Here is a 19,853-nt window from a genome sequence, read left to right as displayed (position 1 = left end):
CCAGCCAGACCGGCAGGCCGAGGCGCGACGACGACCGAACGGATACACCCCCCGTGCGAACCACCCCGACCTACCGCCTTCCCCGGTGGCCGCAATCAGCGGGCTCACCGTCGCCACCCCCGTGGCCTGCAGTTAGCGGGCTAAACGTCGTCACGAGCAGGGCGGCCCTCGCAAGAATCCGTGCTGCCTCAGTGGGGCTCCCGCATGCCCTGAAGGATGCTCCCGCAGAGGCCACGGTGAGGCCCGCCGCGCATGCCCTGTGCCCGTGACGGCCGGGAACGCGGCGCCGGATGCCGTGCGGGCGCCCTTGTTGGTATGTGCCGGGGTGTCGCAGCTCGCGGCTCTTCCTCGTTCCCGCGCTCATGCCCGAAAAGGGGCCGTCAGGGAGCGCGTGCCGCGGATGCGGCCTTCGTGGGCCTGCCCGGGCTCCGGGACCCGGCCGCGGCGGACGGAAGGTGACAAGCGTTACGAAATTGCCGGGGAGCGTACCCCGGTAACGACGGGAAACCATCGGCCAAGCGGGTCGAATTCCAGAATGCGAAATGATCATGTAGCACGCCGCCGCCGACGTGAACAACGGCAGAATTCCCCCTTTATTCGGCTCGACGAACCGGCGACCCGCCGCCGTTCTCACTCCGTGCGACCGGGAAGGTTACGGACTTTTTGCCGGTCAACGGCGTCCCAGCAGGTGATCCTCGTCGCGATCGTTACGACGTTCGTGATCTTTTCTTACGTGTGCGTAACGCCGGACTCCCGATGATCGATCCGTATTTCGGCACACCACGAGGCAACGGCGCCCGACGGTGCCTTGATTCCGTCAAAGAGGTCGAACTGTGCACGTTTTCCCCTTTCCCCGCGAACACCGTCCCGGCAGACAGGGTGCCGGGACATGACGGTTTCGGGAGTTTTCGCCGACCGGCTCGAACACGCTCCTGACCACCCGCTCCCCTGCCGTCGGCTCCATCAGGTGTTCGAGGCCGCGGCGCGCCGGTTTCCCGGCTCCATCGCGGTGGAACGCGAAGACGAGAGCCTGACCTACGCCGAACTGGACGCGCACGCCAACCGGCTCGCGCGGGTGCTGCGCGGCCGCGGCATCGGCGAAGGGTCGCGGGTGGCGATCCTGCTGCACCGCTCGTTCGCGACCTACGTCGCGCTGCTCGGCGTCGGCAAGTCCGGCGCCGCCTTCGTGCCGATCGACCCGGCCTCCCCGGCGGACCGGATCTCCTACATCACCGAGGATTCGGCGGTCGACCTGCTCCTGACCACCGGCGATCTCGCGGTCGACGGGCTCGCCTGCCGGATCCTCGACCTCGACGCGGCGGGCGCGGAGCTGGCGGCCGCCCCCGCCACCCCGCCGGAACTGGGCGCGGACGACCCGGACCCGACGGCCTACGTCATCTACACCTCGGGCTCGAGCGGCAGGCCGAAAGGCGTCGAGGTCGCGCAGTCGAGCATCTGCAACTTCCTCGACGTGGTACCGGATCTCTACGACGTGCGGCAGCCGGACCGCGTCTACCAGGGCATGACGATCTCGTTCGACTTCTCGATCGAAGAGATCTGGCCGACGTGGTCGGTCGGCGCGACGCTCGTGGCGGGGCCGAACGATTCGCGCAGGCTCGGCGCCGAACTCGCCGACTTCCTGGAGGAGCACCGGATTTCGGTGCTCTACTGCGTGCCGACGCTGCTGGCGACCATGCCGCGCGAGCTGCCGCTGATCAGGTCCCTCCTGGTCGGTGGCGAAGCCTGCCCCGGCCAGCTCGTCGAGCGGTGGGCGCGCAAGGGCCGCCGCATCCTCAACACCTACGGGCCCACCGAGGCGACGGTGACCGCCACCTGGTGCGAGCTGCTGCCCGGCCGCACGGTGACCATCGGGAAACCGCTGCCGACCTACTCCGCGTTCCTGCTCGACGAGGCGCGAAGCCCGGTTCCCGACGGGCACATCGGCGAGATCTGCCTCGGCGGTCCCGGCGTCGCGCGCGGGTACGTCGGGCGGCCGGAGCTGACCGCGGACAAGTTCATCGAGCACCCGCTCGGCGACGGCGGGCGGCTGTACCGCACCGGCGACCTCGGCCGGTACACCGCGGACGGCGAGATCGAGTACCTCGGCCGCGCCGACGCCGAGGTGAAGATCCGCGGCTACCGCGTCGACCTCGGCGAGATCGAGAACATCCTGCTCGCCGACCCGGAGGTGTCCGAAGCGGTGGCCGCGCTCCTCGCCCCGCCGGAACCGCCGGAGGCCGCGCCGGAACTGGTCGCCTTCATCGTGCGCGCGCCCGGCACCGAGTCCGAAAAGGACGCCGCGGACGTTTCACGGCGACTGCACCGGGAAGTCCACAAGCGACTGCCCGCGTACATGGTGCCGTCGTTCCTCGACGTGCTCCCCGCGCTGCCGATCATGCCCAGCGGCAAGGTCGACCGGACGAAACTGCCCTTCCCCGCGGGGAAACGCCTCACCTTCGTCGACGGTCCGGTGGTCGACGCCGAAGGCGAGCTGGAAACGCGCGTGCGCGAGGTGTGGGCCGAGGTGTTCGGGCTGGTGCCGGCCGAGTTGTCGGTCGAGGCGGACTTCTTCACCGATCTCGGCGGGCATTCGCTGCTGGCCGCGACGGTCGTGTCCCTGCTGCGCGCCCGCGGGATCGGAATGAGCCCCGCGGTCCGCGACCTGTACGCGAACCCGACCGTGCGCGGACTCGCGAAGCAGCTCGACGCACCGACCGAACCCTCGGTGCGCGTGCCGCCGAGGGTCCCGCCGATCCGGCACACCGCCCGCCGCATCGGCGGGGCCGGCGCGGCGCAGGCGGTGGCGATCTACCTGCTGCTGCTGCTCATCACGCTCCCGGTGTCCTATGTGTACACGCAGAACGACGGTGACATCTCGGTCGGCGTGCTGGTGGAGCTGCTCGTCGCGATACTGGTGAGCTACCTCGGGGTCCGCTGGGTGGTGCCGCCGCTGCTCGTCAGGCCGCTGTCCGCCGGGATCGAACCGGGCCGGTATCGCTTGTGGGGCCCCACTTACCTGCGGCTCTGGGTGCTCGACCTGCTGCTCGCGGTCGGCCCGCTGCCGGTGCTGAGCGGGTCGCCGCTGATGGCGCCGTACCTGCGCGTGCTCGGCGCGAAGATCGGGCGCCGGACCACGATCGCGAGCAGCTCGATCAGCCTGCCCTCGATGGTCCACATCGGACCCGACGCCTCGATCGGCTACGGCGCGGTGCTCCGGCCGTGGCGGGTGGAGGACGGCTGGGTGGTGGTCGCGCCGATCACCGTCGGACGAGGCGCTTTCGTCGGCGCGAACGCGGTGCTGGAGCCGGGCTGCACGGTCGGCGAGCTGGCCGGGCTCGGCGAGCAGTCCGCGCTCGGGCAGCACCAGTCGATCCCGGCCGCGGCGCGCTGGTCCGGCTCGCCCGCGGAACCCGTCGAAGCGCTGGAGGCGTCGACGGAGTCGGTCATGGCCGCGCGGGGCGAACTGCGCGGCTGGCGGGCGCACCACCTCGCGGTGTCCCTGTTCGGGCTGGCGTTCCTCGAAGTGGTGGCGATCGCGATGATCGTGCCCGGCGTGGCGCTCGTGTGGTGGGCGCTGCTGGGCTGGGGCGTGCTGGCCGGGCTCGTCGCGACGGTGTTCGCCGGGCCGGTGTTCGTGCTCACCGTGTGCGCGGTGGTGGCACTGGGCAAACGCGCCGTGCTGCGCACCGTCCCGGTCGGCGTGTTCGGGGTCCGCTCGATGCTCGGCGTGCGCAAGTGGATCGTGGACAAGCTGCTCGAATTCAGCCTCACGTTCACGAACTCGCTCTACGCCACGCTGTACACGGTGCCGTGGCTGCGGCTGCTCGGCGCGCGGATCGGGCGGCGCGCGGAGGTGTCGACGGCCGCGCACCTCGACCCCGACCTGCTCACGCTCGGCGCGGAAACCTTCGTCGCGGACATGGCGAGCGTCGGCTGTGCGACCTTCGCGAACGGCAGGGTGGTGCTGCTGCCCACCGAAGTCGGCAGCCGCGCGTTCATCGGCAACGCCGCGTTCGTGCCCGCCGGGACGAGCATGGGCTCCGGTTCGCTGGTCGGCGTCGGCACCGTGCCGCCCCCGGAGGGCGTGCCGCAGGACACGTCGTGGCTCGGCTCGCCCGCGATGCACCTGCCGGTGCGGCAGGACAGCGGCGACTTCGCCGAGGAGGAGACGTTTTCCCCGCCGCGCAAGGTGATCGCGCACCGGCTGGCGATCGAGTTCTGCCGCGCCACGCTCCCCGCGTCGGTGCTCGGCGTGAGCTTCTACCTCTACCTGCTGGTGCTCTCCGGGCTCGCGCAGGGGAACTACCTGATCGTCCCCGCGCTGGTGTCGCCGTTCGTCGCGATCGCGGCCGCCGTCGCGGTCATCGGCTACTGCGCGGCGACGAAGCGCAACGTCGTCGGGAAGTACCGCCCCCGCGTCGAACCGCTGTGGAGCGCGTTCGTGCGGCAGGCCGAGTTCGTCACCGGGCTCTACGAGGCGGCCGCCGTCCCCGCGGGGGTCGGCATGCTCGTGGGGACGCCGTTCCTGCCGCCGGTGCTGCGCTGGTTCGGCGCCGACATCGGGCGCCGCACCTGGATCGGCACCACCTATCTCACCGAATTCGACCTCGTGCGCGTCGGCGACGACGCGACCGTGGGGACGGAATCGTCGCTGCAGACCCATCTCTTCGAGGACAGGGTGATGAAGATGTCGCGGGTGACCATCGAAGCGGGCAGCACGATCGGCACCAGGGCGATCGTGCTGTACGACGCCGTGGTCGGCGAGGAGGTGTCGCTCGGCTCGCTGTCGCTGCTGATGAAGGGCGAACGGCTGCCGGAAAGCACGCGCTGGCACGGGATTCCCGCGCAGGGGGTCCGCAGCGATGACGACCGCGGGGAGGAATCGCTCCCGAAGGCACAGCGCCCTCGTGCCTCGGTGTCGTCCCGCACCGAGGCACGAGGGGAGGGAGAAAACCGATGAGCCTCGCGCTGGTGTACCGCGGCCCCGCGACCACGGAGGGCTGCCCGGAAGCGGTCGCGAACCTCCTGGAGACGAGCCGGTGGGACTTCGACGTCCGCTACGTCGGCCCCGGCGAGGAACTGAAGCTGAAGCGCAAGAACCTCGACCAGGCCGTGCTGTACGCGCAACCCGGCGGCGGAACACTCGAAGACGCCTACCCGCACCTGAAGAAGCGCCGCGACGCGATCCGCGACTTCGTTTCCGGCGGTGGCGCGTACCTCGGGTTCTGCCTCGGCGGTTACCTCGCGGGCGCGACGCCCGGCTTCGGGCTGCTGCCCGGCGACACCGACCAGTACATCGGCACGCGCGCCGCGACGGTTTCCCACGACGAGAACGCGCTCGTGCGCGTGTACGGGTCAGGGCGCGCGCACACCCTGTTCTTCCAGGACGGGCCGTACTTCTGGCTCGAAGGCCACGCGCGCGCGTCCGTGCTCGCGCGCTACCCGAACGACACGATCGCCGCCGTGGTCACCGAATTCGGCGCGGGCAAGGTCGGCGTCGTCGGGCCGCATCCCGAAGCGACCGAGGACTGGTTCACCGACGCCGGGCTTTCGGTGCCACGAGACGGCGGGCTCGGACACGAACTCGTCGACGCGGTGATGAGATGAGCACCCGGCTGGTCGCGATCGACGCCACGCGCGGGATCGCGCTGCTCGGCATGATCGCCGTGCACTCGCTGTACGAATCGACCGCGAACGGCAGTCCTACGTGGACGTTCGCGGTGTTCGGCGGGCGCGCGGCGGCGGGGTTCGCCGTGCTGGCCGGGGTCGGGATCGCGTTCATGACCGGGCGGGCGCGGGTGAAGCGGTGCGACGCGCTGCCGACGGCGTCGATGCTCGCGGTGCGGGCGCTCGCGGTGACCGCGATCGGGCTCGCGCTCGGCTACGCCGACGCGTCGTTCGGCGCGGTGATCCTGCCGTACTACGGTGTGATGTTCCTGCTGGCCGTGCCGCTGGTGTTCCTGCCGACGCCGGTCGTCGCCGCGCTCGGCGCGGCGATCGCGGTGGGGATGCCCGCGCTCAGCCACGTGTGGCTGGCGCACCTGCCGGTGGCGAACCTCGACAACCCGACCGTCTCCGATCTGGTGCACCAGCCGCTGACGCTGCTCACGGAGCTTTCCGTGAACGGCGAGTACCCGGCGCTGCCGTGGATGGCGTACCTGTGCGCCGGGATCGTGGTCGGGCGGCTTTCGCTGCGCAGCGTCAAGGTCGCGGCCGCGATGCTGACCGCGGGCGTGACCATGGCCGTCGGCTCGTCGGTGGTTTCTTCGTTGCTGCTCACCAGGTTCGGCGGGCTCACGCACATCTGGACGGCGATGCCGGGGAGCATCCTCACCTCGGCCGAAACGGCGGAAATGCTGGCGCTCGGCGGCGACGGCACGGTGCCGGTGTCGACGTGGTGGTGGCTCGCCGTCGACGCACCGCACACCAGCACACCGGTGGACCTGATCGGCACCACGGGCACCGCGATCGGGGTGCTGGGCCTGCTGCTCCTGCTCGGGCACCTGACCGGGAAGTGGGCGCGGCGGGTGCTCACCGCCGTGCTGAGCCCGCTCGCCGCCGCGGGGAGCATGACGCTGACGCTGTACGTCGCGCACATCGTGTTCATCAACTCCGACTACGACCAGTACGACGCCACCACGGGCTACCTGCTGCAACTCGTGGCCGCCCTGCTGATCGGCCTCGCCTGGCGCGCCACCGCGGGCCGCGGCCCGCTGGAAGCACTGGTGACCGCACTCGCGACGCGGGCGAAACGCCTGGCCACGCGCGCTCCCTCGCCCGCCGCCGCCTGATCCGCAGCTGCCCTTCGCGGCATCCGGGTCCCCGAAGGTCACAGTGATGGATTCCGGTGCGATGGGCGGCGGGGGGGGGCGTGGAGCCGCCAGGGCTTGATCCCTGAAGGTCACCTTGAGGGAATCCGACGCCACAATCTCGCCCCTCACAGGCATACGACACGGCCATGCCCATGCCCATGCCCATGCCCATGCCCATGCCCATGCCCATGCCCATGCCCATGCCCATGCCCATGCCCATGCCCATGCCCTGAAGGATGCTCCTATAGAGGTCAAAAGCGAGGTGCCCTGAAGGCGCCCTTGAGGGAATCTGATGCCGCGAAGGGCACCTTCAGGGCATCAGCACCACCATGCCGCACGCCGTGAGGGACGAGATCGCGGCGTCAGATTCCCTCAAGGCGCCCTTCACAGCATGCACTGGGACTTCGCCGTTCACGTCTCATTCTCATCTCCGCGCTGGCGCCCCAAAAAAAGGGCCTTCATAGGCGTGAATGCCACGGAAGCGGCCTCCACGGACCCGCTCTGCTCCGGGCGCATGCCCCGAAGGGGCCCTTGAGGGAATGTGATGCCGCGAAGGGCACCTTCAGGGCATCAGCATCACCATGCCGCCCGCCGCGAGGGACGAGATCGCGGCATCAGATTCCCCGAAGGTGCCCTTCACAGCATGCACCGGGACTTCGCCACTCACGTCTCATTCTCATCCCCGCGCTGGCGCCCCAAAAAAGGGCCTTCATAGGCGTGAATGCCACGGAAGCGGCCTCCACGGACCCACTCTGCTCCGGGGCACATGCCCCGAAGGGGCCCATGAGGGAATCAGACGCCGCAAAGGGCCCCTTCAGGGCATCAGCACCACCATGCCGCCCGCCGCGAGGGACGAGATCGCGGCGTCAGATTCCCCGAAGGCGACCTTCACGGACCAAGCCCCCGGGCGGCTCCGCGCTTCCGCCACCCACCTCACCAGAATCAACGCGCACACATCATCACTGTGGCCTTCGCGACGTCAGATTCCCCGAAGGCCACCTTCGGGGAATGCGCGGCGGACCTCGCCTTGACCCCGATAGGAGCGTCCTTCAGGGCATGCACAACCCCGGCACGCCCGCGAGGACGGGGAACCTGGACATTCCACTCCCGTTTGAGGGTTTTCGGACTCCCTCCCGGCAAGTTCCGGAAAAGTTTCACCAGGTCGTTCAATGACACACTTGAATCCATGGCTGTCAGGAAAAATCCCCGAAAACCGGTGCACCCACCCGAGTTCGTGACCAGCGGCTTGCGGATGCGGTACGGCACCACCGATGTGCTGCACGGCGTGGACGTTCACGCCCATCGAGGCGAGGTACTGGGCCTGCTCGGCCCGAACGGCGCGGGCAAGACGACCACCATCGAGATCCTGGAAGGCTTCCGGAAGCGTTCCGCGGGCGAAGTGCGCGTGCTCGGCGTCGACCCCGACGACGGCGGCGAACCGTGGCGCGCGCGGCTCGGCATCGTGTTGCAGTCGTGGCGCGATCACGCGAAATGGCGCGTCCGCGAACTGCTCGACCACCTCGGCCGCTACTACGCCCCGTACGGCACACCCACGCGGCACCGTCCGTACGACGCCGACGAACTGATCGCGCTGGTCGGCCTCACCGAGCACGCGCACACCCCGGTCGGCAAGCTCTCCGGCGGGCAGCGGCGGCGGTTCGACGTGGCCGTCGGGCTCGTCGGCAAACCCGATCTTCTCTTCCTCGACGAGCCGACGGTCGGCTTCGATCCGCAGGCGCGCCAGGACTTCCACGAGCTGGTGCACGAGCTGGCCTCGCGGGAGGACACCACGATCCTGCTCACCACGCACGACCTCGACGAGGCGGAGAAGCTGTGCGACCGCATCGTGATCCTGCTCGGCGGGCGGATCGCGGCCGACGGCACCCCGGCCGAACTGGCCGCCCGAGTGTCCGGAAAGGACGAAGTGTCCTACCGGATCTCCGGTGAGTCCTATGTGGACTCCGTGGCCGACGCGACCGCACACGTGCGCGGCCTGTTCGAACGGCACGGCGACGCGCTGAGCGAGCTGCGAGTGCGGAGGGTCCGGCTCGAAGACGTCTACCTGGCCATGGTGCGGGAGTTCGAATCCGGCGCCCGCACCGAGCTGGCGGAGGTGCTGGCATGACCGCGTTCCTCGCCGGGCTGCGGCGCGGCTGGATCGAGCTGCGGCAGATCCTGACCAGCCCGATGCAGCTCATCGGCTGGCTGTTCCTCCCCGCCGCGACCGTCGTGGTGATGTACGTGCTGCGGGGCAGCACTGTGCCGGGAACCACGTTTTCCCTTGGCACGCAAGCGGTTCCCGGAATCCTCGCGATGAACGTGGCGATGACCGGGATGCTGGGGCTGGCGATGGCGCTGACCATGGACCGCGAGGACGGCACGCTGCTGCGCGCCAAGGCCACCCCGAACGGCATGCTGGGCTACGTCACCGGCAAGGTGCTCGCCCAAGCGGGACTGACCGTGGTGGTGCTGGCGATCGTGCAGGTGGCCGCGGTGCTCCTGTTCGACGGGTTCGCCCCGTCCTGGCTCGCCGTGGCCTGGATGACCGCGCTCGGCCTCGTCGCGACGCTGCCGCTCGGCGCGGTACTCGGCTCGCTGTTCACCAACGCGCAGAGCCTCAGCCTGGTCACCATGCTCGTGATGGGGCTCGTGGTGATCTCCGGGGTGTACTACCCGGTGACCGCGATGCCGGAGTGGCTGCAGTGGGTCGCGCAGGTGTTCCCGGTGTACTGGCTCGGCCTCGGACTGCGCTCGGCGCTGCTGCCGGACGCGCTCGCGGTCGCCGAGATCGGCGGCTCGTGGCGGCACCTGGCCACCGCGGGCGCGCTCGGCGCGTGGGTGGTGCTCGGTTTCGTGCTGGCACCCGCCGTGCTCCGGCGGATGGCGCGGCGGGAGTCCGGCGCGAGCGTGGCGGCCCGCCGCGATCGGGTGGCGCAGCGGACGGCGTGATCCCCGGGGTGCCGTTTTCCTTGCCGCCGCGAGGAAAACGGCACTTTCCGGAAACTGTCGTACCCCGTGGCTAACGTTGCCGACGACATCGAGGAGGAGACAATGCGCAACGAGGCCATGGAGCGGGTGGGCGCGCTGGTGGGATCGTGGCGGACCACGCTGCGGAACGCGTGGTTCCTGGAGCCCGCCGGCCAGGAGGTGCCGGGCGAGGCGACGGCCGAGTGGCTCGGTGACGCGTTCGTGGTCCTCCGCTGGACGATGGCGGGCGAGCCCGGAAAGGCGGCGAGCGAAACGGTCCTGGTGCTCGGCCGCAGCGACGCGCAGGACGTCTACACGGCCCTCTACCACGACGAACGAGGGGTCTGCCGGGTCTTCGCCATGACCTTCGACGGTTCGCGGTGGACTTTGAACCGCGAGGACCCCGACCTGTTCCAGCGCTTCATCGCGGATATCGGGCCCGGCCGGATCGACGGCCGCTGGGAGGCGTCCCAGGACCACGGGGCGACCTGGCGCAAGGACTTCGACCTGATCTTCGAGCGGGCGTAGCGGCGGAAAGGGGTGGTCACCGGGCATATCGGCTCGATATCGGGGCGGGGGTGGGGCAGACTCCGCGCATGGAGCTGACCGATCGCGACGTGCCGACGGTGCTCGGCAGGATCAGGGTGCGCGTGGGCGGGGAAGGCCCGGCGATGCTCTTCTGGCCGAGCCTGCTGATGGACGGTTCGCTGTGGGCGGCGCAGGCCGGCCACTTCGGCACCGGCCGCCGGGTCGTGCTCGTCGACCCGCCGGGGCACGGCGCGAGCGAACCGTTGACGCGCGGGTTCTCCTTCGACGAGTGCGCGCGCTGCGTCGTCGACATCCTCGACGGGCTCGATCTCACCGCGGCCGACTTCGTGGGCAACTCGTGGGGCGGCATGATCGGCGGCACCTTCGCGGCGCGCCATCCCGAGCGGGTGCGCACGGCGGTGCTGATGAACTGCACGGCGTCCCCGGCCGGGCTGCGGCAGCGGCTCGAATACCCGCTGCTGACGCGGGTGGCGAAGCTGCTCGGCGGGATCCGGCCGCCGCTGACGAGATCGGTGGTGACCGCGTTCACCGGGCCGACCACCCGGCGCGAGAAGCCCGACGTGGTGGCCGCGATCAAGGCGTCGGCGGAACGCGCCGACCCGCGGTCGGCCTCGTGGGCGGTCACGAGCGTGGTGCCGCGGCGCCCCGATCAGCGCGCGCTGTTCGGTGGCATCCGCACGCCGGTGCTGGTCGTCGCGGGCGAGGAGGACGCGACCTTCCCGGTCGCCGAAACGCGCGCGATGGCCGAGGCCATCCCCGGCGCGCGGTTCGAGGTGCTGCCCCGCACCGCGCACCTCGCCGCGCTGGAAAGCCCCGCCGAGGTCAACGCCCTGATCGAGGACTTCCTGGCGGCGCGCCGATGACCGCGTACGAGCGGACCACCGCGCGGCTCCGGCTGCGCCGCGCCGAGCGGACCGATCTCGACGCCTTCCACGCGCTCGAAATCGCCATCCGGCGCGAGGAAGAGCCACCGCGCGATCCACCCTCGCGCGAAACCTCCGCGAAGTACCTGAACGCCTTCGTCGAGGTGTGGGAAGCGGGCGAACTCGGCTACTGGACGATGCTCCACGAGGGCCGGATCGCGGGTTTCGGCGGCATCCGGCTGATCACCGGCGACCACGGCCCGCACTGGAACCTCTACTACCGCATCGACCCGGCGCTCCACGGCAGGGGCCTCGCCACCGAAATGGCCCGCGAAGCGCTCGCGCTCGCCGCCGAGATCCGTCCACAATGGCCAGTCATGGTCGAAACGAGGCCCGGTAACGCCGCCGCCATCACCGTGGCCGAACGAGCGGGACTCACCAGGCGGCCCTACGCCGACGGCGATCCCTACGTCGTCCTCGTCAAGAACCCGGAAACCGCGGCGTAGAACTCCCGCGGCGCCTCCAGCCACGGCACGTGCCCCACCCCCGGCAGCACCACCCGGTCCACCGAAGGCAGCGCCGCCGCCAGGGAATCCACCGCCCGCCGCGGCCGAATGTCGGCGGCGCCGTCCACCAGCAGCACCGGAACGGTGAGCGCACGGCATTCCGCCACCAGCTCGGGTTCCCGCCAGACCCGCGGCTCCTCCGCCGCGATCGCCGCGTTGCACTCGTAGTTGACCTCGAACCACGGCGTCGCCATGCCCTCGGCGTGCTCGCGGGCGCGGGAGGTGTCGGCGAAGTCCGTCGTCCACTGCAGCACCGCCAGCTCACGATCCTCGTCCGGGGTCCGCTCGCGCGTTCGCAGTTCCTCCCAGCGCGGACGGTCCGCGCCCAGCCTGGCGAGGAAGTTCTCCAGGAACTCCGCGTGCCAGCTTCCGCCGAGCCCGACGCCGGAAACGTAGACCAGCTCGGTCACCCGCTCCGGATGGTCCAGCGCGTACCGCAGCGCGACCTGCGCGCCCCACGAATGCCCGAACAGGGCCATCCGCTCCAGCCCGAAGGCGCGCCGCACCGCGTCCAGGTCGTCGACGGTCCGTGCCAGCGAATACGGGCCGCCGGGCGCCGACCGGCCGCAGCCGCGCTGGTCCCAGCGGATCACCCGGCCCGGCAATGTCACGTCCTCGAACATGTCCCACAGCCCCGGCCCGCCGTGGCAGCACACCACCGGTGCCCCGGCACCGCGCTCCACCGCCCACAGCCGCTGTCCGTCGTCGGCACAGATCCCCATCCCGCCGATTATCCCGGTGGGAACCGGCCGGTGAACCAGCGCACGATGTCCGCGGTGGCCGTCACGGTCGAGCCGAGGTGCGTCGAACCGCCGGAGCACACGCCGTCGGCGAACGGTTTCGACGGGTGGCGCCGCAACTCCATGCCGCACGCCGTGCGCAGTTCGTCCACAGTGGACGATATGCAGCCGCACCGATGGTGCGCCCGGTTCCAGCGCGCTGGGGATCGCGGCGGCCGCGCTCACGCCGGAGTACCACCGCCTCCGGGTAGGGCACGCACCCGTGCCCGAGCAGTGCACAATTCGGGGTTGTTCGTGCGCACGCCACACTCGGCCGTTCCGCGCATCGAAGTCAGGTACGACAACCGTTTGTTGTGCGATGTTAGGGTCGCGGTCATGAACTTCGACGGCCTGCGCGCGTTCGTCGCGGTCGCCGAGGAGGGGCAGTTCCGGCTCGCCGCCGATCAGATCGGCATCAGCCAGCAAGCCGTGTCGAAGCGGATCGCCGCGCTGGAAACCGATCTCGGCACCGCGTTGTTCGCCCGCGTCGCCACGGGCGCGGCGCTGACCGCGGACGGGCGGACGTTCCTGCCCCGCGCGCGGGCGGTGCTGACCGCGGTCGAGGACGCGATCGGCTCGGTGCGGCCGGAAACCCGGCCACTGCGCGTCGACGTGCGGCACCGCCGCGTCTGCACGGCGGACATCCTGCGCGAGTTCCGCCGCGGGCACCCCGATCTTCCGGTCGAAACGGTGACGCTGGCGAACGCCGACGACATGACGCGCGCGCTGCGGGACGGCGAGATCGACGCCGGGTTCGCCTACCTGCGCGAGCCGGTCGGCGCCGGGCTGGAGCACGCGTTCGCCTACCTCGACCCGGTTCAGGTCGTGGTCGGCAACCGGCATCCGCTGGCCGCGGCCAGATCGGTCCGGATGGCCGAGCTCGCGCCGTTCCGGGTCTGGATGCCCGGTATCGCGGGCGGCAGCGAATGGGAGGACTTCTACCGCGAACTGTCCGAGGACTTCGGCATCACCGTCGACGCGACCGGCCCCGATTTCGGCATCGAGGCGCTGCTCGACGTGGTCGCCGAATCGGCGACCACGCTCACCTTCGTCGGCGACCGGACCAGCATCGTCTGGCCGCAGGACCACGACCTGAGGCGGATCCCGGTGGCGGGCCCGATGCCGTACTACCCGCACTCACTGGTCTGGCGGACCGGCGACCGCCACCACGGCCTGCCCGAGCTGATCGCCCACCTGGACGAGGTCTTCGCCCCGCCCGGCGACGGCTCGTGGCTCCCGCGCGCCGCCCGCACGGCCTACCGGCACCGCCGGTGAGGGGTGCCCTTCGCCCCCACACGAGGTCCACCCTTCGTACACCCGCTTCAGGGGAGCCCCTGATTTCAACACTACCGCGGCGCACCGACAATTCCGGCGCGCGAAGCGGATCCTGGCCGCTCAGCGTCGCGGGTGCTTGAGCTTGATCGTGCCCGCGGTCACCTTGCCGCTCACCCGCAGCACCGGCTTGCCGTGGCTGCCCGGCCCGGTCGCCTTGTTGACGAAATCGCCGGACCCGACCGAGATCGACTCCGTCAGCACGGTCCAGCCCTTCGGCACGATCACGGTCACGGTGCCCCACCCGCAGTGCACCTCGAGCCCGACTTCACTGTGCCTGCAGTCGGCTTCGGTGAAGTCGAGCTTGACGTTGCCCATCGAGCACCGCGCGGTGATCCGGCGCGGCACGACCCAGCGACCGGTCCGCTTCACCTCACCCATCCCCGCGCTCAGCTCCAGCGGCGCCTCCTCGACGGCGGCGGCCTCGCCCACCGGGAGGTCCGCGAGCACCGATTCCAGCTCGCGGCGAACCCGCGCGGCCATCGCGATCCCGGCGCGCTCTTCGAACTCGGCCAGGGTGATCATGCCCTGACCCACCGCCTCTTCGAGCAGCGCCGCCGCCCTCGCACGGTCCACATCGGACACCCGGAAGTCCCCGGGCGCGACCGGCCCCGTCGGTACACCGCCTTCTTCGGTCATACCGCAAGCCTACCCAGCGGAATCGCCGCCCGAAGCGGGCTCGCCTGCGTCATCCCGCCTGGTGGCGGTGACCTCGGCATCCGAACTGGGCCGGCTGCCCGGCGGCGTGGGTGAACACGGCGGAGGTGACGCCAGCCGAAATCGAAACGATCTTCTCCACACACTGCGCCCGAACATGCCGTGGCCGGGGTCGAGCACGACGGAGATCTCGTCGCTCTCGGCATAGGCGTAGCGGGCGCCGAACTCGGTCAGCAGTGCCTGCGCGGTCTCCGCCATCGACCGGGAGAACCCCCGCGTCGAACGGCTTGCCGCACCCGTCGGCCCGCCGCAGGCGCTTCAGGGTGGCATAGCCCCACGTCGGGCACTCGGGTTTCGGTGTCCCGTACGGCGTCACGCGCCCGCGCCCCGGCGAGGTCCGGCGGGAACCAGTAGCCGACGACCCCCGCTCCGCGCTCCCGGTCCGCCGCCATGATCGGCTGCCACTCCTCCGCCGAGGGATTGGTGTTGTCGACCGCGACCTCGCGCCCGGTGTCGAGCGCCTCGCCGATCAGCCGCAGCCGCCTTGCCTGACGGTGCCGCGCTTTCGGGACGGCGTCCTTGCTGACGTGGTCAGGCGTGCCCGACCTCGATCATCCGCCGCGCCGGGCCGTCACGGGGCACCGCCGAGGAACTTCAGCAACGGCCGCGACGGTTTCAGCGGGAGGTGCCCCGCCTCCGGCAGCATCCGCACCAACGCGTTCGGCGCGTTCGCCTCGACCCGCCGCTGGGTGGCGTGGGTGTCGATCATCGAATCCTTACCGCCGACCTCCACGAACACCGGCATCTTCAGGCCGGCCAGCGTTTCGTCGGAAAAGATCGGGATCGTGCCCATCCGGTACTGGAACTGCTTGCCCACGCTCAGCATCAGGTCGACCAGCTCGTCACCCGCCGGCACGTCCACGCCCGCGACACCGCGCAGCAGCTTGCGCGCTCCCCAGTCACCGAAGGGGCGCAACGCGATCGCCTTGAACAGCACGCCGAGCTTCTGCCTGCCGATCCCGCTCGGCGTCTGCAGCACGAGCCGGGTCACCGCGTCCGGCCTTCGCGACGCGTAGTCGATCGCGAACCAGCCGCCCAGCGAAACGCCGAGGAAGGCCGCCTCGCTCAGCCCCAGCTCGCGCAGCACGTCGTCGAGCCACCACGCGTACGCCTCGGAACCCAGTTCCGGGCGCGAGGGCGCGCTGAACCCGGGCTCGCCGATCACGTCGACCGCGTACACCCGCAACCGCGCGGAAAGCACGGCGATGGACGGCAGCCACATCGCCGCGTTGGCGCCCGATCCCTGCAGGGCGATCACCGGCGGCGCGTCCTCCGGGCCGCTCGCGACGACGAACGTCTCGCCTTCCCTCGTCGGGACGCGCAGCTCGGTCTTCTCGACCGGCCACGTGTCGAGCAGCGCGCGATAGCGCTGTTCGACGATGCGCTTGCCCAGCGCGCTCCGGTAGTTCTCGGTCATCGATCTCCCCTGGCCATCGCTCCGACGAGCCGCAGCAGCTCGGCGGTGTCGTCCGTGTCCCCGATCAGCACGATCTTCAGGCAGGCGCGTTCGGCGTCGTAGGCCGTCTCGACCCGGATCCGCGCGTCGCCCGAGTCCCGGCCGTTCAGCATGCCCACCACCGTCATGCCGATCCGGCTCGCGGTGTCGGGATCGACCGCGTCGACCTGCACGACGCTGGTCACCTCGACCCGCCGGTGCCGCTGAACCGGCCCCGGCAGCGCACCGCCGGTGAACTCCTCGAGGTCGTGGCGCGCGATCCGGTACTGCTTGCCGATGCGGGTGGCGGGCAGCTTTCCGTCCCGCACGTAGCCCCGGACCGTGCGGACGTGCAGGCCGAGGAGATCGGCCACCTGCTCCACCGAGTACAGCTCCAGCATCGGCCCTTCCTCATCCATCCGTAACAGCATCCAAGTTACCTCAAATGAGGAAGTTTAGGTACAGATCAGTGCATCGGGTAGCTCGCCGAGGTTCCGGTCGCGCATACTCGCCCGATGACCTGGGCACCTGATCCTGAGGCACTGCGAGGCCGGGTGGCGGTGGTCGCGGGCGCGACCAGGGGCGCCGGGCGCGGTATCGCCGCCGCGCTCGGCGAAGCCGGCGCCACCGTGATCTGCACCGGGCGCAGCAGCGTCACCGGCGCGATCCCGTCGGACTACGACCGCGCCGAGACGATCGAAGGGACCGCCGACCTGGTCACCGGACTCGGCGGCACCGGCATCGCCGTCCCGGTCGACCACCTCGACCCGGCCCAGGTGCGCCGCCTCGCCGAGCGGATCGACGCCGAGCACGGCGGGATCGACGTGCTGGTCAACGACATCTGGGGCGCCGAGGTGCTCAAGGGCGGCCCCGCCGACTGGAACACCCCGATCTGGGAGCACGATCTCGACACCGGCCTGCGCATCCTCCGGCTCGCCGTGGACACCCACCTGATCACCTCCCACCACCTGCTGCCGCTGCTGATCCGCCGCCGGGGCGGCCTGCTCGCCGAGATCACCGACGGCACCACCGAGTTCAACGCGGCCGAGTACCGGATCTCGGTGTTCTACGACCTGGCGAAGGTCGCGGTGAACCGGCTCGCCTTCTCCCAAGGGCACGAGCTCGAACCGCACGGCGCGACCGCCGTCGCCATCACGCCGGGCTGGCTGCGTTCGGAGATGATGCTCGACAACTTCGGCGTCGCCGAACCCCACTGGCGCGACGCGCTCGACCAGGACCGCGCCGACGGCAACCCCACCGCGCCGCCGGGATTCGCCCAGTCCGAATCACCCCGCTACGTCGGCAGGGCCGTCGCCTCGCTCGCCGCCGACCAGGACCGCGCGCGCTGGAACCAGCGGTCGGTCACCGCCGCCGACCTCGCCAGGACCTACGGCTTCACCGATATCGACGGCACCCAGCCCGACTCCTGGGGCACACACGCACCGTAGCCGCCTTCACACCCCAATCCGCCCATTCCCCCCATTCCGGACCTTCCAGCTTGGTCGCGGAGTGCGTTTAGCGGGCTAAACGCACTCCGCGACCAGGCCAGGGGTCGCTCAGGGTGACGGGGGTCAGTGGGCGAAGTGGCGGGTGCCGGTGAGGTACAGGGTGACGCCCGCTTCCTCGGCGGCCGCGATCACTTCGGCGTCCCGCACCGAGCCCCCCGGCTGCACCACCGCGCGCACGCCCGCGTCGAGCAGCACCTGCAGCCCGTCGGGGAACGGGAAGAACGCGTCGGACGCGGCGACCGAGCCCTTGGCCCTGTCCCCGGCGCGCTGCACGGCGAGCCGCGACGAGTCGACCCGGTTGACCTGGCCCATCCCGGCGCCGACGGTCGCGAGGTCGTGCGCGAGCAGGATCGCGTTCGACTTCACCGCCCGCACCGCGCGCCACGCGAACCGGAGATCCGCCAGCGTCGCCTCGTCGGCCGCTTCGCCGGTCGCGAGCTGCCAGTTCGCCGGGTCGTCACCGGGCGCCTCGATCGTGTCGACGGTCTGCACCAGCATGCCGCCGGAGATCGGCCGGAACTCGATCGGATCGGCGTCGGCGAGCGGCGCGAGGCGCAGCAGCCGCACGTTCTTCTTGCGGCGCAGCACTTCCAGCGCGTCGGCGTCGAACTCGGGCGCGAGCACGACCTCGGTGAACACCTCCGCGATCTGCTCCGCCGCTTCGCGCGTGACCGGCCGGTTGCTGGCGATCACGCCGCCGTAGGCCGAGACCGGGTCGCACGCGTGCGCCTTGCGGTGCGCTTCGGCGACGTCCGCGCCGACCGCGATACCGCACGGGTTCGCGTGCTTGATGATCGCGACCGCGGGCTCGCTGAAGTCGTAGGCCGCCCGCCGCGCGGCGTCGGTGTCGACGTAGTTGTTGTACGACATGGCTTTGCCGTGCAGTTGCTCGGCGTGCGCGAGCCCGCCGCGCCAGTGCTTGTAGACCGCGGCCCGCTGGTGCGGGTTCTCGCCGTAGCGGAGGATTTCGCCGCGCTCCCACGCGCCGCCGGTGAACTCGGGGAACCCGGAGTCGTCCGCGGGGGCGTAGACGTTGGCGAACCACGCGGCGACCGCGACGTCGTAGCTCGCGGTGTGCGCGTAGGCCTGGGCAGCGAGCCGTTTCCGGTCCGCCAGCGCGAAACCGCCGTCGCGCACGGACGAAAGCACCCACTCGTACCGCGCGGGGTCCACCACGACCGCGACGCTGCCGTGGTTCTTCGCCGCCGCGCGCACCATCGCGGGCCCGCCGATGTCGATGTTCTCGACGCAGTCCTCGGGGCTCGCCCCGGACGCCACCGTCTGCCGGAACGGGTACAGGTTCACCACGAGCAGGTCGAACGGCGCGATGTCGAGCTGGCGCAGCTGCTCGACGTGCTCCGGCCGGTCGCGGTCGGCGAGCAGGCCGGCGTGCACGCGGGGGTGCAGCGTCTTGACCCTGCCGTCGAGCGACTCCGGGAACCCGGTGACCTCCTCGACCGGCGTCACCGGCACGCCCGCGTCCGCGATCACCTTCGCGGTGCCGCCGGTGGAGACGATCTCGACCCCGGCCGCGTGCAGCCCGGTCGCGAGCTCGAGCAGGCCCGTCTTGTCCGACACGCCGATCAGCGCGCGGCGCACCGGCCGCCGGCCGTCCGAAGTGGACTCCGTGGATCCCATCACCTGAAACTCACCTTTCGTCCGTCCACAGTGCACCCGCCGCGGCCGAGCCGTTCGATCACCTCGACCAGCAGGCGGCGCTCGACCGCCTTGATCCGTTCGTGCAGCCGCGCCTCGTCGTCGTCGGCCTCGACCGGCACCGCCTCCTGCGCGATGATCGGCCCGGTGTCGACGCCCGCGTCCACGAAGTGGACGGTCGAGCCGGTCACCTTCACGCCGAGTTCGAGCGCGTCCGCCACCGCGTGCATGCCGGGGAACGCGGGCAGCAGCGCGGGATGCGTGTTGAGCACCCGGTTGGAGAACCGGGCGAGGAAGCCGGGGCCGAGGATCTTCATGAACCCCGCGGACACCACCAGATCGGGCCGGTAGACGGCGACCGCCTCGGTCAGCGCCTCGTCCCAGGCCGCACGGTCGGGATGGTCCGACAGGCGCACCGTGAAGTGCGGTGCGCTCGCGCGCTCCGCTCGGTCCAGCGCCTCGATCCCGGTGCGGTCGGTGCCCACGGCGACGACCCTCGCCGGGTACCCGGGCTTGCGCGCGGCGTCGAGCACGGCCTGCAGCAGCGTCCCGGAACCGGACGCGAGCACCACGAGCTTGACCGGCGTGGGCAGGTCCAACCGACTGGACAGAATGGTCTCCTTGGCGCGATCCACCTGGGGGTGTTCAGCGTAGACGCGGCCAGCGAGC

18 protein-coding genes are annotated in these 19,853 nt (G+C 70.9%); 10 read left to right on the top strand and 8 right to left on the bottom strand.

The window, feature by feature from the left end; translation table 11 throughout:
• The first annotated feature begins 889 nt into the window (after positions 1-889).
• The 8 genes from ABD256_RS07175 (at position 890) to ABD256_RS07140 (ending at position 11,697) form a co-directional block, all read left to right on the top strand.
• Positions 890-4,960, top strand: a complete 4,071-nt coding sequence (locus ABD256_RS07175) for a Pls/PosA family non-ribosomal peptide synthetase (RefSeq protein WP_344414804.1) — start codon at positions 890-892, stop codon at positions 4,958-4,960.
• The gene (locus tag ABD256_RS07170; protein WP_344414802.1) at positions 4,957-5,607 is read left to right on the top strand and encodes a BPL-N domain-containing protein; all 651 of its coding nucleotides are present in this window, start codon (positions 4,957-4,959) and stop codon (positions 5,605-5,607) included. The genes ABD256_RS07175 and ABD256_RS07170 overlap by 4 nt, the downstream gene beginning before the upstream one ends.
• Complete coding sequence (locus tag ABD256_RS07165) at positions 5,604-6,791, top strand: heparan-alpha-glucosaminide N-acetyltransferase domain-containing protein (protein ID WP_344414800.1); 1,188 nt, start codon at positions 5,604-5,606, stop codon at positions 6,789-6,791. The genes ABD256_RS07170 and ABD256_RS07165 overlap by 4 nt, the downstream gene beginning before the upstream one ends.
• Before the next feature lie 1,207 nt (positions 6,792-7,998).
• Entirely contained in the window at positions 7,999-8,937 is a 939-nt protein-coding gene (locus ABD256_RS07160; protein ID WP_344414798.1) for an ABC transporter ATP-binding protein, read from the top strand.
• A complete protein-coding gene (locus ABD256_RS07155) occupies positions 8,934-9,761 on the top strand; it encodes an ABC transporter permease (RefSeq protein ID WP_344414796.1) in 828 nt (275 codons plus the stop codon). The genes ABD256_RS07160 and ABD256_RS07155 overlap by 4 nt, the downstream gene beginning before the upstream one ends.
• A gap of 66 nt (positions 9,762-9,827) precedes the next feature.
• Positions 9,828-10,307 carry a hypothetical protein gene (locus tag ABD256_RS07150; RefSeq protein WP_344414794.1) on the top strand — a complete coding sequence of 160 codons (480 nt, stop codon included), beginning with the start codon at positions 9,828-9,830 and terminating at the stop codon, positions 10,305-10,307.
• A gap of 68 nt (positions 10,308-10,375) precedes the next feature.
• Positions 10,376-11,191, top strand: a complete 816-nt coding sequence (locus ABD256_RS07145) for an alpha/beta fold hydrolase (protein ID WP_344414791.1) — start codon at positions 10,376-10,378, stop codon at positions 11,189-11,191.
• Positions 11,188-11,697, top strand: a complete 510-nt coding sequence (locus ABD256_RS07140) for a GNAT family N-acetyltransferase (protein WP_344414789.1) — start codon at positions 11,188-11,190, stop codon at positions 11,695-11,697. Before ABD256_RS07145 ends, ABD256_RS07140 begins: the two co-directional genes overlap by 4 nt.
• Here the strand turns inward: ABD256_RS07140 and ABD256_RS07135 are convergent.
• Both ABD256_RS07135 and ABD256_RS07130 read right to left on the bottom strand, forming a co-directional pair.
• Complete coding sequence (locus ABD256_RS07135) at positions 11,658-12,479, bottom strand: alpha/beta fold hydrolase (RefSeq protein WP_344414787.1); 822 nt, start codon at positions 12,477-12,479, stop codon at positions 11,658-11,660. The two genes, ABD256_RS07140 and ABD256_RS07135, sit on opposite strands and share 40 nt — an antisense overlap.
• Positions 12,480-12,487: 8 nt before the next feature.
• On the bottom strand, positions 12,488-12,649 hold the full coding sequence (locus tag ABD256_RS07130) for a hypothetical protein (protein ID WP_344414784.1): 162 nt from the start codon (positions 12,647-12,649) through the stop codon (positions 12,488-12,490).
• Positions 12,650-12,872: 223 nt separating this feature from the next.
• Between ABD256_RS07130 and ABD256_RS07125 the strand changes: the two genes are divergently transcribed.
• Positions 12,873-13,811, top strand: coding sequence for a LysR family transcriptional regulator (locus tag ABD256_RS07125; protein ID WP_344414782.1), 939 nt, complete (start codon positions 12,873-12,875; stop codon positions 13,809-13,811).
• Positions 13,812-13,931: 120 nt separating this feature from the next.
• On the opposite strand, the gene ABD256_RS07120 is transcribed toward ABD256_RS07125, so the two are convergent.
• From ABD256_RS07120 to ABD256_RS07105, 4 genes are all read right to left on the bottom strand, one after another.
• Positions 13,932-14,507 carry a DUF1707 SHOCT-like domain-containing protein gene (locus ABD256_RS07120; RefSeq protein ID WP_344414780.1) on the bottom strand — a complete coding sequence of 192 codons (576 nt, stop codon included), beginning with the start codon at positions 14,505-14,507 and terminating at the stop codon, positions 13,932-13,934.
• Positions 14,508-14,516: 9 nt separating this feature from the next.
• Complete coding sequence (locus tag ABD256_RS07115) at positions 14,517-14,783, bottom strand: hypothetical protein (RefSeq protein WP_344414778.1); 267 nt, start codon at positions 14,781-14,783, stop codon at positions 14,517-14,519.
• A 373-nt stretch (positions 14,784-15,156) separates the two neighbouring features.
• Positions 15,157-16,002 (bottom strand): alpha/beta fold hydrolase, encoded by an 846-nt coding sequence (locus ABD256_RS07110; RefSeq protein WP_344414776.1) that lies wholly within the window; start codon positions 16,000-16,002, stop codon positions 15,157-15,159.
• Positions 15,999-16,439 (bottom strand): helix-turn-helix domain-containing protein, encoded by a 441-nt coding sequence (locus tag ABD256_RS07105; protein ID WP_344414773.1) that lies wholly within the window; start codon positions 16,437-16,439, stop codon positions 15,999-16,001. Before ABD256_RS07105 ends, ABD256_RS07110 begins: the two co-directional genes overlap by 4 nt.
• A gap of 96 nt (positions 16,440-16,535) precedes the next feature.
• Between ABD256_RS07105 and ABD256_RS07100 the strand changes: the two genes are divergently transcribed.
• A complete protein-coding gene (locus ABD256_RS07100; RefSeq protein ID WP_344414771.1) occupies positions 16,536-17,468 on the top strand; it encodes an SDR family oxidoreductase in 933 nt (310 codons plus the stop codon).
• Positions 17,469-17,591: 123 nt separating this feature from the next.
• On the opposite strand, the gene purH is transcribed toward ABD256_RS07100, so the two are convergent.
• Positions 17,592-19,166, bottom strand: coding sequence for a bifunctional phosphoribosylaminoimidazolecarboxamide formyltransferase/IMP cyclohydrolase (purH, locus tag ABD256_RS07095; protein WP_344414769.1), 1,575 nt, complete (start codon positions 19,164-19,166; stop codon positions 17,592-17,594).
• The gene (gene purN, locus ABD256_RS07090) at positions 19,166-19,783 is read right to left on the bottom strand and encodes a phosphoribosylglycinamide formyltransferase (RefSeq protein WP_344414767.1); all 618 of its coding nucleotides are present in this window, start codon (positions 19,781-19,783) and stop codon (positions 19,166-19,168) included. Before purN ends, purH begins: the two co-directional genes overlap by 1 nt.
• Between the last annotated feature and the right edge of the window lie 70 nt (positions 19,784-19,853).

The organism is Amycolatopsis minnesotensis, assembly GCF_039529815.1.
Classification (GTDB): domain Bacteria; phylum Actinomycetota; class Actinomycetes; order Mycobacteriales; family Pseudonocardiaceae; genus Amycolatopsis; species Amycolatopsis minnesotensis.
The sequence above is the reverse complement of the archived record's forward strand: the minus strand, read 5'-3'. Positions and strand labels throughout refer to the sequence as shown.

What these genes read in the sequence shown, in the direction of transcription:
- ABD256_RS07175 (WP_344414804.1), top strand. Translation starts at nt 890, where the DNA reads ATGACGGTTTCGGGAGTTTTCGCCGACCGGCTCGAACACGCTCCTGAC.
- ABD256_RS07170 (WP_344414802.1), top strand. Translation starts at nt 4,957, where the DNA reads ATGAGCCTCGCGCTGGTGTACCGCGGCCCCGCGACCACGGAGGGCTGC.
- ABD256_RS07165 (WP_344414800.1), top strand. Translation starts at nt 5,604, where the DNA reads ATGAGCACCCGGCTGGTCGCGATCGACGCCACGCGCGGGATCGCGCTG.
- ABD256_RS07160 (WP_344414798.1), top strand. Translation starts at nt 7,999, where the DNA reads ATGGCTGTCAGGAAAAATCCCCGAAAACCGGTGCACCCACCCGAGTTC.
- ABD256_RS07155 (WP_344414796.1), top strand. Translation starts at nt 8,934, where the DNA reads ATGACCGCGTTCCTCGCCGGGCTGCGGCGCGGCTGGATCGAGCTGCGG.
- ABD256_RS07145 (WP_344414791.1), top strand. Translation starts at nt 10,376, where the DNA reads ATGGAGCTGACCGATCGCGACGTGCCGACGGTGCTCGGCAGGATCAGG.
- ABD256_RS07140 (WP_344414789.1), top strand. Translation starts at nt 11,188, where the DNA reads ATGACCGCGTACGAGCGGACCACCGCGCGGCTCCGGCTGCGCCGCGCC.
- ABD256_RS07135 (WP_344414787.1), bottom strand. Translation starts at nt 12,479, where the DNA reads ATGGGGATCTGTGCCGACGACGGACAGCGGCTGTGGGCGGTGGAGCGC.
- ABD256_RS07125 (WP_344414782.1), top strand. Translation starts at nt 12,873, where the DNA reads ATGAACTTCGACGGCCTGCGCGCGTTCGTCGCGGTCGCCGAGGAGGGG.
- ABD256_RS07120 (WP_344414780.1), bottom strand. Translation starts at nt 14,507, where the DNA reads ATGACCGAAGAAGGCGGTGTACCGACGGGGCCGGTCGCGCCCGGGGAC.
- ABD256_RS07115 (WP_344414778.1), bottom strand. Translation starts at nt 14,783, where the DNA reads ATGGCGGAGACCGCGCAGGCACTGCTGACCGAGTTCGGCGCCCGCTAC.
- ABD256_RS07110 (WP_344414776.1), bottom strand. Translation starts at nt 16,002, where the DNA reads ATGACCGAGAACTACCGGAGCGCGCTGGGCAAGCGCATCGTCGAACAG.
- ABD256_RS07105 (WP_344414773.1), bottom strand. Translation starts at nt 16,439, where the DNA reads ATGGATGAGGAAGGGCCGATGCTGGAGCTGTACTCGGTGGAGCAGGTG.
- ABD256_RS07100 (WP_344414771.1), top strand. Translation starts at nt 16,536, where the DNA reads ATGACCTGGGCACCTGATCCTGAGGCACTGCGAGGCCGGGTGGCGGTG.
- purH (WP_344414769.1), bottom strand. Translation starts at nt 19,166, where the DNA reads ATGGGATCCACGGAGTCCACTTCGGACGGCCGGCGGCCGGTGCGCCGC.